Below are 16,686 nucleotides of genomic sequence, written 5' to 3'. Positions count from 1 at the left end.
CCTCAAGTAATCCGAAGGTGAAATAGGCCGGCGGCTTTCGCGCCCTCGCGTAGCAAAATTTCCTGCGGGTACTCGTTGGCCTCACCCCACAGAAGGCGGCCAAAATCGAGCTGTTGACCCCGATGCGGCGCTTCGCACAGCCAGTTCACAGCGTCGGTGGAAGCCTGCACGCGCAAACGGCCTTGGCCCTGCGGCAGCCAGAAAATCAAGGCTGCTTCTCCTCCGTATTCATCCTGAAATGACAGGATGGCGCGTTTAATCGTGTCGCCCAGCCAGATTTCGCCTTGATCGGGTGCCAGCAAGTCTAAGCTGCCCTCCAGCCCGGCCACCACCAACGTCTGCCCGCCGTTGCTGGGCAGGTCATCCGGCCAGCCCTGTGCACTGGGGGCTGCCGCCTGCAAAAACTGCCGCAGGCTCCAAACCTCGCCCGCCGCGCACACGGTGTTGCGTGCCTCCTCATCCCACAGCCAGCTGGTGCCGCGCCGTTGCCATACCGTATCGAGCACCTGCCTCATTGCGTGTACTCCTCATCGTCATCGAACAGCGAAACCTGCTGCGGCTTGGGTGCCTGGCTGGCTTGCCAGGTGGAGAAGATCGCCACCGCGCGCGACGCCGCGTTGCGGGTGGTCTGATCGGAGCCGTTCTTTTGCAGCCATTCCAGCAGCGGCTTCAGTGCCACATGCGGCTTGAAGTTTTCGTTTGTCAGTGTGTCCGAGGCATTGATGCCGCTGCCGTCCACGCAGGCGCCGATCAGCACCAGCGCCTGATCGAGGTCGGAGGTGAGCTTGCGCTTGTGCTTGCCTTGCCAATCGCGAGCGAAATCCAGCGGCGCAGTGCGGGTGAAGACTTTTTTCACCTCACTACACCAGCCACGCTGCTCAAAGTCATCCGGTGTGGTGATGGTGCCGCGCAGAAACTTCTGCAACTGGTCGCGCTTCATCTCGGTGGCCGCGCCAAAGGTGCGCAGAAACTGGCGCGTCATCGGTTCGGCGTTGACCGGCGGCGGCTCCTTGCCCTTGTCGGCGTCTTCGTCGATGAGCTGGTTGATACCGACCAGCGCGTCGCGGACGGAGATGGTGCGGCCTTCGTCTACATAGACCTTGCCGTAGTGGCGAGAAAAATATTCCAGCGCCTTGCCGCGCCGGATGACCTGGATGTCGGCAGCGGGCAGACCCTCTTTGGCGTGGTTTTCCAGCATGGCCTGCAACTGGCGCACATCGGCCATCACTTCGCGGCGCATCCGGCCCCAGCTCACCGGCTTTGGTTCTTCGGTGCGCTTGCGGCAGACGTGGATGATGTCGTATTCGATGGTCTTGGAGCCGAATTCGCCTTCGCCCTTGGTTTCGTCGGAGCGAATGGGGTAGGTTGCTTCGAGGTAGTAGCCCGCGTCGAACAGCGATTCCAGAACCGCCACCCACGGCTCATCCTCACTGTGGTGGAAGGTGAAGGCCAGGATGCCGCTGGGCTTCAAGAGGCGATGCGCCTCGCGCCAGCACTGGGTGAGCAGGCGCTGGTAGAAGCCATCCGGATCTTCCGGTTCGCGAGCACGGTTGGCCACAGCTTCCAGCGATTTGGGCGTGTATTCCGCGGCGAAAATCGCCGGGTACTTGTCCTTGAGCGCCAGGCGCAGCCATACGTAGAAGAAATCGGACAATTCCGAGTAATGCAGCAAACCGCCGAAGGGCGGATCGGTGATGACCAGATCAAGAGTGCCGTTGTCAAGCTGTGCCAAATCTGTAGATGATCCCTGGTGCACGGCCACATCTAGCACTGGATCGCCGGGGTAGACCTTTTCGCTTTTTCCGACCAACTGGTCCGCCAACACGGGATCGCCACGCTTCAGCGCTTCGATGCTCACCGAATCCCATGGTTGAGCCGCCCATTTGCGGCCTTCATTTATCCCATCGATACAAGAAGCCCAATTGCCACGACCCAGCACCGGGAATACGCTGTTTTCAACGATATTATTCTTGGGGTGATAGTTGTTGTTACTCATGTGCGGTACGAGCTTGTCATAGCCGCTGTCCCAAAAACAGAACAGATTCTGATTCCGCAAATACTGCTGAAAAGCCCCGACTACAAACTCGCGTACATTCCAGTCGTAGTTTCCGATTTCAACAATCGCCTTGAGCAGTTGAGCATGCACCAGCAACTGGCGCGGATTGAACATCGTCCACCAGTGCGTGAAGCCGTGGTTCGGCACGCCGCCTTGCAGGTGATGGGTCATGAAGCCATAGGGAAGCTCAGAGCGCGGCCAGTAGTCCTTGAGGTCCTTATCCTTGCGCGCTTCCCATTCAGCGAACGCTGCGTCGTATTGCAGTGCGTGCGCCGTGCCGTAGGCTGCGAAGAAGCGGCCGCTGTAAGGTTTGCCAGCCGCATCGCGCTTGGGCGCGTAGCCCTGCACCGCGTAGGCAGCCATCGGCCCGGTCTTGCCCGTCGCCTTGATTGTGGTCAGCACATCCTGCACCGTGCCACAGGCTGCGCAGGTGTAGTGGGATTTTTTCGGCACCGTGCCGCTTTCCGGCGCAAAGGTGATCTTCGTTTCCGGGCACGCCACCTCATCTGGCAGCGCACCACGCACCTCCAGCAGTCGAATCTTCGATGCCCGCTCACTGTCCCACCGCGTGGTCGCGGCCACGTCGTCTTGCGCCGAGCCGCCGTAGGGCTGCCCACTCGCGTCCTGCTTGGCTTCGCCTGCCAGCCATTGCGGATGTACCAGCAAGCTTAGCTCGACCTTTTTGTTCGGCTTTTTCGGCTTGCCCAGGTTGACCATTGCCGCATGGCCGCAATGCGGGCAGATCACACCCTTTCTACGGTCGAGCACGGAGAACGGGTGTTCATCCGGCGCGACATACAGCGGCGCATCCGGCGCCATCCGTGCGGCTTCCTCTTCAACGTGAAATTCGCCGCTGCATTTGCTGCACGTATGTTCCCAGTGCTTCACGCTAATGGTTTTCACCGCCATCACCGGGCTGGTCATGATCGGTGTGCGGTGGCCGCAACCCGTCACCTGACAAGGGCCATGCTTGGCCCAGAAGGTATAGATCGCCTCCGGGCCTTCGTAACGGTAATCCTTGCGCTCGCCCTGCGGGATGGCGAGCGGGTCGAAATCGGCAGGCATTGCCTTGTTCGACGGCAGGTGCGTCCACGTGCCTTTCTCACCTTCAGGGCCGTCACAGTAGTAGTACGGCATGATCTGCGGCTTGACCTCGGCCTCGATGTCGGCGAGAAGCTTCTTCACTTCCTCCAGATCGACGTTGGCCAGTTCTTGTTTGACCACGAACCACGCGACCGGGTTGAGGTCGTTGCCGACCATCTGCATGCCTAGGCGCGAGCCTTCCACCAATGTGGTGCCGCCGCCCATGAAGATGTCCGCCACCTTCAGGTGTTTGAACGCGCCCTTCTTCTGGTGGTTGGCGTAGTAGTTGTCCCACACCAGTTTGGCCGCGTGCGATTTGTCTTCGGGGGCCTTGGTCGCCGCAGCGATCAACATCGAACGAAACACGCTGGAGCGCCGCCGCGCCCACCACTTTGACATCTGGTAAATCGGCTTGCCCGCGTTGCCTTCGATGATCGCCACTTGATTGACGGGCAGGATCGGGAAATCCACCTCCAGGCAGGTTTTGGCGCGGTTGGGGTCGTTGAAATCGACCGTTTCCAGCGCGACGGGCTTGCCCGCCCCGACGGCTTTGGCGACTTGCTGTGCAAGTAGTTCTTTTTTGGTGGCCATTCAAGCGTCCTTAATCTTCTTGTGCGCGCGACTGCCTGCGCATGTTTTCTACCGCGGCAACCAAATCAACTTCCGCTTTGGGCGTGGCCCAGCGCGACCAAAAGGGGATCGTTGCACTGCGTGGTTCGTGTTTGGGCTTGGACATCTTGATGCGGGTCGGCAGCAAGGTGGCGTCGCCCACCACAACAGCCTCGCCCACATCCAGCGTCGGCAGTACCTCCATCAACCCTTCCAGGCTTTCAGGCAGGAGCTGCCTGACCACTGCCTGGTCAGTCTTATTCGCCAGGCGCAGGCTGATGATGTTGCTGCATTGGCTAAGAATGGTCGTGCTGACATCCGAGGGACGCTGACTGACCACCATTAGACCAACGCCATATTTACGGCCTTCCTTGGCGATGCGCTCGTAATTTTCCAGGGCGCGCTTTTCCAGCGGCCCGGTGGAAGCGGCACTGCTTGGCAGATAGAGATGCGCCTCATCGCAGACGATGACAATAGGGTGGCGCGCATCACCGTCTTCGCCCGGGCTGCTCCAAAACTGAACTTGGTAGATCAGCCGCCCGACCAAGCCCACCACTACCGGCAGGATATCCGAGGGCACTTCCGAGAAATCGATGATCTTGATGCCAGGATTGACGCCATCGTTGACGTTACCTGTGCCGAGCAGTTTTTTTGCGAGATCGTGCAGCGCCTCGTAAGTCTCGTATTCCTCCGGCGCCTGGTACATGAACGCATAACGGCGATCGTTCATCTTGGTTTTCAAGCGAATGAGGAAGCGCGAGAGCTTGCCATTCAATGGACCTTTTTCGGTTTTGGCTAGACCTTTGCGCGGGCCGCTTGCGTAGGTTTCCCCGGTATCAATAGCTTCGTCGTTTTTGTCATCCAGCGATTGGACAAGATCAGCAAGCCGGTAAGGTACTGGTGTATCAACGGTGAAGCCTTCCAAAAGGTCTGGCTTGCCAAGCGCGGCTATAGCTGCGCGCTTCATCACCATGACGGAATCCATGAGCGCAAGTGCCTGATTGGGTGCGTTGTCCCCTGAGCGATCCACAAATACCGATTGCATTTCGTCATAGGTCAGCAGCCAGAACGGCAGGAAGATCGCCCCGTCTTTCTTGGCTTTAATGTCGCCAATACCAGCGATGCGGTAATGCGACGCGAATTTCATGCTCGAATACTTGCCATGCAAATCGAGCACAACGATATTGGCGTGAGGCAGTTGCGCGGACTGCTCTAGGATGGATGCGACAGTGAAGGATTTCCCTGAGCCGGTGCTGCCCAGCAACGCGGCATGGCGCTGAAAAAGCTTGTCGCCATCGATATAGGCGCTGGCCTTGCCATCCAGGGTGTAGGTGCCGACCTTGAGCGGGGCAGCGGCATCCGCCTTGGACGATGCACTCAAGATGCCCATGAATTCTTCGAGAGACTTTTCTTCGATGGGGAACACAGGGCGGTTGATCTCCGGCAGCATGAAAACTGCGCGCGTGAAGGTGTCCTTGCGCTGCCCATCCCGAGCGCGATAGGTGCCGACCAAGCTGATCGACACGCCGTTTTCCTCCTGGGGAACACCGGCAATATCCGCTGGTGGGTCAGCTTCTGGTAGCGTCGGCAGCTCCACCGGATGTCGCCACACTCTTTCGATGATGCCGATCAGCCATTCATCCCCTATCGACTGGATGGCAACCAGTCGACCGACGCGCGCTTTTTGCAGACGTTGACCGTCCGTCACCCGCACGGTGATCCGCGAGGTTTCCACACTGCGGACTTCGCCCAGTGACTGCTCGTCGGTGAAGTTGAAAATGCTCATCCTTGCCTCACTCCACAAATTTTTTCAGAAAATCATCAAGTTGCCAGATTGGCTCTGAAGACTGCAATGCATTCCCATTCCAGCGGCAAACCGCCCCGTCACCGTTCCTGAACACAGCGATCACGTGAGGGTGTTCGCCAAGCAGTTGTTCAATGTTCGGGGTGGAGTCGCGCGTGACAATGATTGCGGGCATGCCTGCCGCCAGACGGCGTTTGATGACGCCTTGCAGATGGTCGTCATTGAAGCCAAACCCAATGCACAACAACGCTTGAGCATCGGCGAGTGCTGCATTCATCGCGGTTCGCATTTCGTCGAACAAGGTATTGACCAGCGCGTCTTGGTACTTTGACGGGCCGGGTACTACGATCGCCCGACCTGCTGTTGCGGCATCGTTAAGAACCTCCATCGGCCCTTCATCGGTGGTCAACCAACTAATGGAACCATGAGGTTTGTAGATGCGAACGGTTTTGCAAAGCCTGTGGTCGAATTGCTGCTGACGCTTCTCAGCAACCCAGATTCGCGTGTACTGATTCTCGAAAATTGGTCGGGGGCGAGGTTTTCGTCTGCGAAATCCGGTGAAACCTGTATCAATGGGAAGTCCTGCCAGATCGCAGAATAGCTCCAACAACGTGTCGTAGTTGGTCGTGATGACGTGAATGCCTTCTGCGTTCTGCGGCGAGCCATCGAACAGACGATTCAGAAGGCGTGATGGCGCGTGTCCACCATCCGCTTTTTCTTGAAGTACCTTCGATTCAGCGGTGGCCGTTCTATCAAGAATCAGCCGAGCAGTTTCACTGCGTATGGCTGATACGATTTCACCCCAGCCCAAAGCGCCCAACGGAATATTGTTCAGCCCTGTCTCGAGGTTCTCCTTGATCGCCTCAATTGCCTGTGCCCAAGCTCTTTTTGCTTCATCTGTGGTCAGCACGCCATTAACGGTATTCGCCAGATGCTCTGCCAGAGCCCCCATGCCAGGAAGGCCATAGCCGCAAGAGAATCCAGACCCCACAAGGAGCACAGGCGCTTTGCGGAAAGCGCCCTGTATTTCTGTGAAGAGATCGTCGGGTAATTCTGCCGCTGACATATCGCGCCGCCTACTTGGTCAATTCGACAAACGGCGACAGCACCTCCAGCAGAGTGAGGCCACCGTGCGTCAACGTCGGGTAGCCGCCTTGACTTCGCCACTTTCTGCGGCCCAGCGCCAACAGGTGTGTGCCGTGCGGGCTGTCGATTTGCAATGCAACCGGAGGAACGAAGGGGCCAACATCGCCATTCCCCGCCTTGCTGCGTCCGCTTGAAAAAGTTTGCTTAAGGTGAGCTGCAACCTCGCCATCGGCATCAGGGAAATAGCCAGTGGCGGCGTAGCCGTGATCCGATGTGATGACCAAGCGCCGCCCAGTGGCGAGGCGCTCAACAAGGCCCCAAAATTCGTCACTGGTAAGTTGCTGCGCGGCATCTTTGGTTAGAAGCTCCAGCCCCTGGCCTGCGCCGTAATCGTGCAGCTTGGCATCTGGCCAATGGTGCCAGAACACCCAGTTTTTCGCGCCCGAGGCGTTGCCCACCAAGCCTGCGCAGTCCTTCCACGGCAGATCGATGGTTTCGGTCTGTGCCGGTTGCAGCTTATGCGCCAAGCCGCCGCCGTTGGCTTGCAGCTGGCTGCGGCTGGCCAGCCCTAATGCGCGGGCAAACGGGTTGGTCTCACTAGGCAGCTCGGATGCAGTAGCGGCCACTGTGTGCAGGGTGAATCCACGCTCTTTGGCTCCTTGCAGCAGCCAGGGCAGTTCACGCAACGAGAGGGCGTCAAGAATCAGTACGGCGCGAGCGGCGCTATGGCCATAACCGGGCTCGTTCCACCAGCGCGCAAGCCGGTCTGAGGTACGTTCCACACCACTGATTTCGGGTTGACCGAAGGTCTGCCACAGATCCCAGCCGCTAGAGGCAAGGAATAAATCGAGCTCGCCAATTTCGCGGTCACGCTTGACCACTTCGCCGGGGGCATTGCCTTCGGCCAGCGGTTTGGAGGCGATCTCTAACGCCCGTTCGGTAATGATACGCCACGCGTCTTTCGGGCTTTCCTGGGTTAAGCACCGCAAGATTTGAGCATCCAACGCCATCAGTTGTCCTCCTTCTCAAGGCTCAGCTCGAAAGTCATGCCATCGGGCAGCTTCTTGAGCAGTTCTTTGATTTGCGCACCGGTGGCGGAAGACACCTTGATCGTGACTTCACTGCTGGCTTCGCCAACAATTTTCAACGCGTCCACAAGACGACCGTTTGCACTGCCAATGGAGGCAAGTCGGACCTCGTGGACAGGAGAAGCTGGGCCGATGCCCCAGCCTTCGAGCTTGCCGATCAGGTTGAGCGGCGATGTGGGTGGATTAGAGAGCGGGATACGCGGTTTGGCGCCGCTGCTCGTGTCACCGAAAATGCCAGCTGGTGTGGATGTGGTACCAGGCTGCGGCTCTTGTAAACCGATGGCGGAAGCTGTGCCACTGCCAAAGATATCGCCACCCATTCCACCATTGCCGCCAGCGGACGGCTGCGGCGCGGGTGGCGTAGTGCCGCCGGTGGCGGACACTGCCGAGGGTTCCATCAGGAACACTTCATCGAGCTGACGCCCGGTGTATGAGAGCTTGGGCCGCAAGCGCCGCCAAGCGGTATCCTCATCTTCGCCTGCTTGCGTTTGCAGGTGCTCCAGATTACGCAGGTTGATGGCGATCTTGCCGCGCGCGCACAACCGCAGGATGCGCTCCTTCATCGCGGTTTCACCCAGCCAGGGGATGCAATCCTGGCCCGCAGGACGAGGCTCTTGCAGTTCACGCAGCAGCTTTCCGAGGGGTGCGTTCTCAGAGGCGGCTTCAAGCACGAGGTCTTCGAAGTCTTCGGGAACAAAGAGGTCGTTGGTCAGCGTTTCCTCGATGCCCTCGGGGATTTGTGCACCTTGCTTTTTCAAATGTTCCGCACTGAGCAGCGATTGTTGCGGGTTCTGGTGGTCGTAGCGGTGCAGGATGGCAAACCGATCGAAGCGCTTCTTCAGGTTCTCGCGCAGCGTGCCTTCAAATTCTTTGTGGAGTTTCTTGTATTCGGGGTTCTGACCACTCCATTCCTGCGCCTTCATTTCGGCACGGGCAAGGATGAGCAGATCGCGATCCTGAAAGGCATTGGTGGAACCGGCGCGAGGCAACAAGAAACGAATGGTGTTGCGGCGCTTTTGCAGGTGATCCTTGAGCCAGCGTCCCAGCGTCTGGTCAATTTTCTCCGGTTCTTCGGGCAGCACTAGAATGGGAAGCCGGTCGTCCCAGCGCTCCGGCTGCTCGGCTTCGTCGAGCGACGCCCAGGGATCGTTCTGCCATGATTTCGGCAGCGCAATCACGCGGAACTTACCAGCAGCATCTTCGCTGCCGCCGATGACATAGCGAACCTGTCTAGCAAGCTGTGCTTGGTCGGAACCATCGGTGAATAGCTTGTCATTGCGCGCGCAGGCCATCAGCTTGGCGCGAGGGTTTTCTTCTTCGCGGAAGACTAACCGTGGGCCTTCCTGGTGGATGTTGAAGCTGTTTTCGACAATAGTTGCCAGTTCGACCTGAAAGGCATTGCCATCCACCGGCTTGTTGCGGGTAATGTCCACCTGCAACGTGGCAGGATCGGCCCCGGCCAGATTGCCGACGGCGATGGAACGCAGCCACAGCGCGCTCAAGATTTCTTGCAGGTGAGGGGCAAGGTTGGCGTGGGCGTACACCGCCTCGGTCACCGAAATGATGTTGTGTTGCGCTTTTTCGCGCAGCGTGCGGTGGTGTTCGTTGGAAACTGAATCCAGCAGTGCGCCAATGCCCGAAGCATCGTCATCCAGCCGGAAATCAGCAGCAGTGAGCACAGGCACCGCTTCGCCTCGGCTCTTGTAGAGGTTGGCCAGGATGCGAATCATGTCGCGTGTTTCTTGCGCATCTGTGGCGATCAGCACCTGTTCCTCAAGCAGGCGCAGCAAGTGGGGTGCGTAAGGCCAAGACTCCGTGAATTCACGGCGCTTGCGATCCTGCTCAGCGGGCGGCACATCCAGCAGGCGGAAGTATTCGTAGACGTGTTGTGCAACCAGCGATTCGATGGTGCCGTCTGCAATCTGAAGACGGTTGTCGAATAGGCGATGCAACAGCATCCGCCGCCGATCCTGCTGGATGCGCTCGGCATTGCCTCCCGCCTTGAAGTCGATGGCCACCGGATTGACGCGGTGTACCTGCTGGTAAGCATCGCTGCTACCATTGCGCACGGAGATAACCAACACCAGTAGGTCGGGGCGCTCTTTGGCGATCTCCGACAGGATCTGGATGAAGTTGAATGCCCATTGCTTCCAGGGGTACTGCTTGGTGTTGGTCAGGCCGTCGTACCAAGTCTGGAATTCGTCGAGGAGGAGCATCGCGGGCCGATGCTCAAGCAGCTCGATGATGAGCTTGTCTGAGGGTATGTCAGTTTTGGCCGACCCCATGCCTTCCCACTTGCCCTTTATGAATTCGCCACGCGGATGGCGCTCGAACAGCAAGTCCCACAAGAATTTATAGCGTTGACGGTGCAAGCTCTCGCCAATGACCAACATGCCATCGCGTAGTGCAATCTTTCCGATGCTGGGATCACCCAGCGTGCTTGACCAAGAGTTAAGCCAAGCGCCCGTCGATGCGGGATCATTGACTGCGTGATAGAGCGCTGCCATCAAGTGCGACTTACCCAGGCCGCGCTCGCCGATCACGACCACCGGCCGCCCTTGGTTAGGACCAACGGCTTCGATCCCCTTCAGCAGATCGTGGGTCGGATATGTAATCTCCAAGAATGCCTGTGCGGCAATCTGAGTGGCGCCAGTGTTCGAGTCGTTGGAAAGCTCAATGGCCGTCCCCTTGAGGCGCTTGCCCCGAAACTCATCACGTAAAGTCAATCCAAGCATTAGTTTTCTTCCTCTTTACGCGATTTTTCTTGGAGACCGTCCTTGGACTGGCCGGTTGACTGCTGCTTGATCCAGTGCTCGATGTCCGCACGCAGGAATCTCCAAGTCCCACCAACTTTGAACGCGGGAATTTTTCCTTCTGCCGCCAAGCGGTAAACCGTGCGCTTGCCCGCCTTTAAATAGACGGCCATTTCTTCAATGGTAAAAATTTCGTCGCTATCAGTCGGCATGGCGCTATAGCCCAACAAAACAGTTCATGGATTGGCGAATTTTAGTCCAATTTGGCAAGAATCGGCGAAATTGGCAAGTTCTGCGTGTTGCGCATTGCTTTTGCGTGCGTCTCCGCTTCGCGGCCCAGGCTGCGCCAGGTTCGTTGTCCGCTCATCCCTGACGGGACTGGCATTCGCCAGCCTTCCACATCCCTGACGCCTACGGCCCGGCTTCCAGCTTCGGGCCTGCGCGCTTCGCTTGCGTGCGGTTTGCACATCGCGGCGGCCGTTGCCATGTCCAGCCGTCTCTCCTGACTCCATCACCTTGCTCGCGACTGTAGCCCGTGGCCGCGTGCCATCAAGGCGCGCCAGGCCGTGTCCTCGGCTGCGCCTGCGGGCCGCACCTACCTGCCGCTTTTCTCCTTGACGGCCCACGTCCGTGGGCTCCTGACCGTCGCGGGCGATGAACTCAGGAAAGACGGTGGCAACAGGGCCAACCGGGTTCCTCGTGCCAACCGCACAGAACAGCCGAAAGGCTGGGCTCCGAATCTAGGAATCCGGTATGCGGTTTGAACAGCAAACCCTTTTCGTCAGGAGAAAGACCATGCTTGCATCCCGTTTCGCTTCCCTTTCCCCGGTACTGCGCAGCGATTCCCCGCTGTCCGATGACCAGATTCACCGCGTGGCTCCGTCCATCTTCGCGGAAGCACCCCACGAAAGCCGTTCCCAGCGTTACGCCTATATCCCCACCGCCACGGTGCTGACCGAACTGCGCAAGGAAGGGTTTCAGCCCTTCATGGTGACGCAGACCCGCACCCGCCACGAAGACCGGCGCGACTACACCAAGCACATGATCCGGCTGCGCCACGCCAGCCAGATCAACGCCCGAGGCGAAGCCAACGAAATCATCCTGCTGAACTCGCATGACGGCACCAGCAGTTACCAGATGCTGGCCGGCATGTTCCGTTTCGTGTGCAGCAATGGCCTTGTTTGCGGCGATACCGTGGCCGATGTGCGCGTGCCGCATAAGGGCGACGTGGCCGGGCAAGTGATCGAAGGTGCCTATCAGGTGCTGCACGGTTTTGACCGTGCGCTGGAATCCCGCGAATCCATGCAGGCCATCACGCTGGACGAAGGCGAAGCCGAGGTGTTCGCCCGTTCCGCGCTGGCTCTCAAGTACGACCCCACCGACAACAAGCCCGCGCCCATCACCGAATCGCAAATCCTGATGCCGCGCCGGTTCGACGACCGCCGCCCGGACTTGTGGAGCGTGTTCAACCGCACCCAAGAAAACCTGACCAAAGGCGGACTGCATGGGCGCAGCGCCAACGGACGCCGCCAGCAGACCCGGCCGGTGCAGGGCATTGATTCCGATGTGCGCCTCAATCGCGCCCTCTGGATGCTGGCCGATGGCCTGCGCCAGTTGAAAGCCTGATTCCCCACGCGGCAGGGGCAGGCAGCAGCCCTTGCCGCATCCCTCGCTGCTGCATCCCTGAACCGTTAGGAGTTATCACCATGAACGCCATTACCCAAACCGAAGCCCGCGCCCTCAACACCGCCGCCGCTATCCCGCTGGAAGCCGCCGACCCGGCCAAGAACCTGATTCTTGTCCCGCTGTCGCGGCTGGTATCGCGTCCCGCTGGCCGCAACGTGCGTAAGACCCCGCGCATGTCCATTCCCGAACTCGCCGCCAGCATCCAGCGGGTCGGCCTGCTGCAAAATCTGATCGTGATCGCATCCGCCGATGGCGAGCATTACGAAGTGGTGGCCGGTGGCCGCAGGCTGGCCGCGTTGAAGCTGCTGGCGAAGAAGCGCCGCATCAGCAAGGAATGGGACGTGCCTTGCCTGCTGGTGGCCGATGGAACCGCCCGCACGGCCAGCCTCACCGAGAACGTGCAGCGTGAAGCCATGCACCCGGCAGACCAGTTTGAAGCCTTCGCCGCTCTGGTGGCCGAAGGCCGCCCCATTGAGGACATAGCCGCCGATTTCAGCGTGTCCCCGCTGGTGGTGCAGCGCCGCTTGAAGCTGGCGAACGTCTCGCCGCGCCTGCTGGCCGACTACCGTGCCGAAGCCGTGACGCTCGATCAGTTGATGGCCCTTGCCATCACCGACGACCACGCCGCGCAGGAAAGCGCCTTCTATGACGCGCCGGCGTGGCAGCGCCAGCCGTCCGCGCTGCGCGACCGCCTCACCGAAAGGGAGATTGACGCCTACCGCCATCCGCTGGTGCGTTTCGTCGGGCTGGACACCTACGATGCCGCAGGCGGCGGCATTCGCCGCGACCTGTTCGCGGAAGGGGATGCAGGCGTGTATCTGACCGATGCCGCGCTGCTGGAACGGCTGGCGCAAGACAAGCTGGCAGGCATTGCCGCCGAGGTGAAGGCCGAAGGCTGGGCATGGGTGGATGCCACGCCGAGCGTGACCCATGCCGACCTGCACGCCTTCCAGCGTGCGCCGAGGGAGTGCCGTGAACCCAACAAGCGCGAAGCTGCCCGCATCGAGAAGCTGCAAGCCAAGCTGCACGAACTGGCCGAGGCCGTGGATACCGCGCTGGACGCCGACGACGAGGAAAAGGCCGATGCCTTGCAGGAAGAAGGAGAAGCCCTGGGCGAGCAGTTGCAGGCGCTGGAAGATGGTTTGCAGGACTACGGTGCGACCGTGAAGGCCGCAGCCGGTGCCATCGTCACCATCGACCGCAGCGGCGAAGCCGTGATTCATCGCGGGTTGATGCGCGAAGCCGAAGCCAAGGCGCTGCGCACGCTGGAACGCCTGCGCCAAGGTTTCAGCGGCGAGGATGCCGGGAACGACCACGAAGGCGAGGACGGAGACAGCGAGGGGCAGCCCAAGACCGCCGCCATGTCCGACAAGTTGGCGCAGCGGTTGAGCGCCCACCGCACCGCCGCGCTGCAAATCGAAGTCGCCCGTCATCCGCAAGTGGCGCTGGCCGCGTTGGTGCATGGCATGGTGCAGACCGTCTTGCAGGGAAGCCACTACGGCCACCGTCATGATGCGTTGCCGCTGGGCGTGAGCCTCAAAGCGCAAGACCGGCTGGAAGGCATCGCCCCGGACATACCGGATTCGCCCGCCGCCGTGGCGCTGCGCGAGTTGCAGCAGGTAGCAGGCGAAGGCTTGCCGGAGGACAGCGCCGAACTGTTCGCCGTGCTGCTGGCGAAGTCGCAGGATGAACTGGTGCGGCTGCTGGCCGTATGCGTGGCCGTCACGGTGGACGTGGTGACGTCCCGCGCTGCACAGCACCAACCCGGCGCGGAACTGGCGCAGGCTGTCGGCTTGGACATGGCCGCATGGTGGAAGCCCACCGCTGACGGCTATTTCCAGCATGTGCCGAAGGCCGCGATTCTGGAAGCCGTGGAGCAGTACGCCCCGGCGCACGTCACCCGGCTGGCGAAGTTGAAGAAAGGCGACATTGCCAGCGAAGCCGAACGGCTGGCCGATGGCACCGGCTGGATGCCCGCCATCTTCCGCACCGAAGACCCGCAGCAGGCCGCGCAGGAAGCAGCGACCGACACGGAAGCCGAAGCGCCGGAGGAAGCCGCCGCCGTGGCGGATGAGCAGCCGCAGGCCGAGGCACTGGCCGCGTGACCCTGCACAGCAGATAAGCGCCCCGGTTCCGGCCGGGGCGCTTCATGCCGAGGATACCCACCATGAACCACCACCCCGCAAACCGCCCCCGCATGGCCGCGACCTATGCCCCCGGCACGCTACGCGCCCGCCGCTGGCATGGCGCTAGCGACGTGCGCGGTTACCGCCCGACTCGCGGCTGGATAGCCCGCGCCGACCTGACCGACCTGCACCCCATTACGGACCGCGCCTTGCCGCGTGCCGTGTGGTGGATCATCGAAACCAAAGAATAGGGAGCAGTCCCGCGCCCAAGCCGTTCCGTCTTGGGCGCGGGGAATGCCAAAAATCCGGGCGCGGCGGTAGCCGCGCCCGGTGTTCAAGGCCCAAAGCCAGAGCGCCCCTGCGCCGCCTTCGGGCAGGCCGCGCAGGGGTGGCGCACAAGTAGCCTTGTGCGCGGGAAACCCTCGAAGCCGATCAAAACCCATCAGTGCGTCGGCGCACAGCGCCGACGACATTCCGAATGCGCCCCGCACCAATGATCGGGGCTTGTGGGCCTACGCCCCGGCTTGCTGCCACAGGTTGCATGAAAGCGTGCCGTCCTCGACGCTGGCGGTTCGTCGCTTGTACGTCACGAAGGACGGTTCACCGACACGCCGCCCGGCCTTGCAATGGAGCTTCCACGCCACGCCTCAAGCAAGAGGCCGCCTGCTACGTCAGGGACGCGTTCACCTTGTCGCTGGGCGTTGTCCTTGCCCGTGTCAGGGCGCAAGCCGGTGACGCCGTCACGCGGGGAGCCGAGCCGGCCATGTTTCCTTCCGGAGCGGGTCGGCCCAAGGCGTTCTGTCTGTTTATGAATACTGGCGGTGGCCGAGCTTCTATGGCTGCAACCTTCCAGCGAAAACAATTTCCCCTGCGCTGCGCGCATTCCTCGCGGGACAAATTCCTTTCGCTTCCAGGCGCTCCACTGCGTTGCGCCCGCAAGCGGTGCAGCCAGCCCGTCCCCCCGCCGTTCGGATCACAACAGGACGCGATGGGCGCGAACCCTGTTCAACCGAAAGGAAATTCATCATGGCAAACATCGGCACCTTCACCGCAGAGAAAGACGGCTTCACCGGCACGCTTCGCACCCTGACCCTCAACGTCAAGGTCAAGCTGGTTCCCAACGACAAAGGTAACAACGAAAGCGCACCCGACTACCGCCTGCAAGCGGCTGGCCATGACATCGGCGCAGCGTGGAAAAAGACCAGCGAGGCAGGACGCTCCTACGTGTCCGTGACCCTGGACGATCCTTCTTTCCCTGCAACGGTCTATGCCCGTCTGATCGACAACGGGGACGGCACGCACGACCTGATCTGGTCGCGTAGCAAGCCCAAAGCGGCGTAACCGCCGCAGCGCCCCGTCCATCGCGACGAGGCGCTACGTCTCGGAAGCCGAAAGTCGGTTTTCCGCCTCGGCCATTAGCGCTGCTGTGCTGCACTCCAGAGCACCGGCGATCTTGAAGATGATCGCCAGGGTCGGCGCGTGCTCGCCGCGCTCGATCTTGCCCATGTGCGAGCGCTCAATGCCGGCCAGGTTGGCCAGCGTTTCCTGGGCGATGCCGCGTTCCGTGCGCAGCGCACGCACCGCCACACCGAAAGCCTGGGCCAGCTCGGCGTCGAAGGTGGTGGAGCCGGCCGGTCGGCCGCGCTGGACGGTTCGCTTCTGCATAGACAGAAGCGTCGATTCGCAGCACAATTAAAACCACGTTATATTTAACTCATTCATCCAATCTCACCTGTTTTTGTGCCTTTACTGAAATCCGCATTGGCGGCTTTCTTCAAAAGCGGAGAGCCTGATCCGTGTCTTTCTTGACTTCCGTGCATGTGCCTTCGTGCTTCCACGCTTCTGCGGATGCGTGGGCTTGCGCATCCCCGCTTACGAGGGAACGCGGTAAAGCGTCTCTGATGCTTTGTGCATCCGTGGGAGTAAAACCATGACCCCGCTCATCACCGCCGACGAACGCTTGCGCCTGCTGGCCAACGGCCAAGCCCGTGCTGCCGGGCAGGACACCGATCCACTGCCCGTGGTGCGCCTGTTCACCCCGGATGCGCATGTCACCTGGCTGCTGGCCTCACTCGATCCAGCCGATGGCGATACCGCCCACGGTTTGATCGACCTGGGGATTGGCATGCCTGCACTGGGAACGGTGAAGCTGTCCGACCTGGCCGCCATCGTCGGGCCGCGCCAGCAGCCCGTGATGCGGGATCGCTACTTCAAGCCGGTGCGGCGGCTGTCGGAATACCTGCGACTGGCCGAAGACAACGGCTCGATCACCGATTGAGCGCCACCGCGAAGCGGGGCGCACTATGTCTATTTCGGTCTGGTCTATGACCCGTTCGGTCTGAATCGGCAGTCTTGCACCGTAGCGGTGCGTGCCTGATCGAAACGGTCATGATGC

Annotated in this window: 13 protein-coding genes; 5 read left to right on the top strand and 8 right to left on the bottom strand. The window is 60.7% G+C overall.

All coding sequences use genetic code 11. The features are described 5' to 3' along the window. Positions 1–2: 2 nt before the first annotated feature. The 7 genes from PSEMO_RS26005 to PSEMO_RS25975 are packed head-to-tail and all read right to left on the bottom strand — an operon-like array spanning position 3 to position 10,691. The gene (locus PSEMO_RS26005; protein ID WP_031631174.1) at positions 3–515 is read right to left on the bottom strand and encodes a hypothetical protein; all 513 of its coding nucleotides are present in this window, start codon (positions 513–515) and stop codon (positions 3–5) included. Continuing rightward, a complete protein-coding gene (locus tag PSEMO_RS26000) occupies positions 512–3,730 on the bottom strand; it encodes a DUF1156 domain-containing protein (RefSeq protein ID WP_031631171.1) in 3,219 nt (1,072 codons plus the stop codon). The genes PSEMO_RS26005 and PSEMO_RS26000 overlap by 4 nt, the downstream gene beginning before the upstream one ends. Positions 3,731–3,740: 10 nt before the next feature. After that, the gene (locus tag PSEMO_RS25995) at positions 3,741–5,534 is read right to left on the bottom strand and encodes an ATP-binding protein (protein ID WP_075805773.1); all 1,794 of its coding nucleotides are present in this window, start codon (positions 5,532–5,534) and stop codon (positions 3,741–3,743) included. A 7-nt stretch (positions 5,535–5,541) separates the two neighbouring features. Then, positions 5,542–6,618 carry an SIR2 family protein gene (locus PSEMO_RS25990; protein WP_031631166.1) on the bottom strand — a complete coding sequence of 359 codons (1,077 nt, stop codon included), beginning with the start codon at positions 6,616–6,618 and terminating at the stop codon, positions 5,542–5,544. Positions 6,619–6,628: 10 nt separating this feature from the next. Further along, entirely contained in the window at positions 6,629–7,648 is a 1,020-nt protein-coding gene (locus tag PSEMO_RS25985; RefSeq protein WP_031631163.1) for a hypothetical protein, read from the bottom strand. Beyond that, a complete protein-coding gene (locus tag PSEMO_RS25980; RefSeq protein WP_075805772.1) occupies positions 7,648–10,461 on the bottom strand; it encodes a DUF499 domain-containing protein in 2,814 nt (937 codons plus the stop codon). The genes PSEMO_RS25985 and PSEMO_RS25980 overlap by 1 nt, the downstream gene beginning before the upstream one ends. After that, entirely contained in the window at positions 10,461–10,691 is a 231-nt protein-coding gene (locus tag PSEMO_RS25975; protein ID WP_075806001.1) for a helix-turn-helix domain-containing protein, read from the bottom strand. The genes PSEMO_RS25980 and PSEMO_RS25975 overlap by 1 nt, the downstream gene beginning before the upstream one ends. A 583-nt stretch (positions 10,692–11,274) precedes the next feature. Here PSEMO_RS25975 and PSEMO_RS25970 point away from each other — a divergent pair. The 4 genes from PSEMO_RS25970 to PSEMO_RS25950 all read left to right on the top strand — a co-directional run bounded on the left by PSEMO_RS25970 (position 11,275) and on the right by PSEMO_RS25950 (position 15,632). Beyond that, the gene (locus tag PSEMO_RS25970) at positions 11,275–12,105 is read left to right on the top strand and encodes a DUF932 domain-containing protein (RefSeq protein WP_031631155.1); all 831 of its coding nucleotides are present in this window, start codon (positions 11,275–11,277) and stop codon (positions 12,103–12,105) included. A gap of 80 nt (positions 12,106–12,185) precedes the next feature. After that, positions 12,186–14,270, top strand: a complete 2,085-nt coding sequence (locus PSEMO_RS25965; protein ID WP_031631153.1) for a ParB/RepB/Spo0J family partition protein — start codon at positions 12,186–12,188, stop codon at positions 14,268–14,270. 62 nt (positions 14,271–14,332) lie between these two features. Further along, positions 14,333–14,542 (top strand): hypothetical protein, encoded by a 210-nt coding sequence (locus PSEMO_RS25960; protein WP_031631151.1) that lies wholly within the window; start codon positions 14,333–14,335, stop codon positions 14,540–14,542. A 775-nt stretch (positions 14,543–15,317) separates the two neighbouring features. After that, entirely contained in the window at positions 15,318–15,632 is a 315-nt protein-coding gene (locus PSEMO_RS25950) for a DUF736 domain-containing protein (protein ID WP_031631150.1), read from the top strand. Between the two features lie 33 nt (positions 15,633–15,665). Here PSEMO_RS25950 and PSEMO_RS25945 read toward each other — a convergent pair whose 3' ends face one another. After that, positions 15,666–15,956 (bottom strand): helix-turn-helix domain-containing protein, encoded by a 291-nt coding sequence (locus PSEMO_RS25945; RefSeq protein WP_031631147.1) that lies wholly within the window; start codon positions 15,954–15,956, stop codon positions 15,666–15,668. Between the two features lie 265 nt (positions 15,957–16,221). Between PSEMO_RS25945 and PSEMO_RS25940 the strand changes: the two genes are divergently transcribed. Continuing rightward, positions 16,222–16,569 carry a DUF2958 domain-containing protein gene (locus PSEMO_RS25940; RefSeq protein ID WP_031631145.1) on the top strand — a complete coding sequence of 116 codons (348 nt, stop codon included), beginning with the start codon at positions 16,222–16,224 and terminating at the stop codon, positions 16,567–16,569. Positions 16,570–16,686 lie beyond the last annotated feature (117 nt).

The sequence above is a fragment of the Pseudomonas putida genome (assembly GCF_001941965.1).
Lineage (GTDB): Bacteria > Pseudomonadota > Gammaproteobacteria > Pseudomonadales > Pseudomonadaceae > Aquipseudomonas > Aquipseudomonas putida_L.
This window is presented reverse-complemented; position numbering and strand designations above follow the sequence as displayed.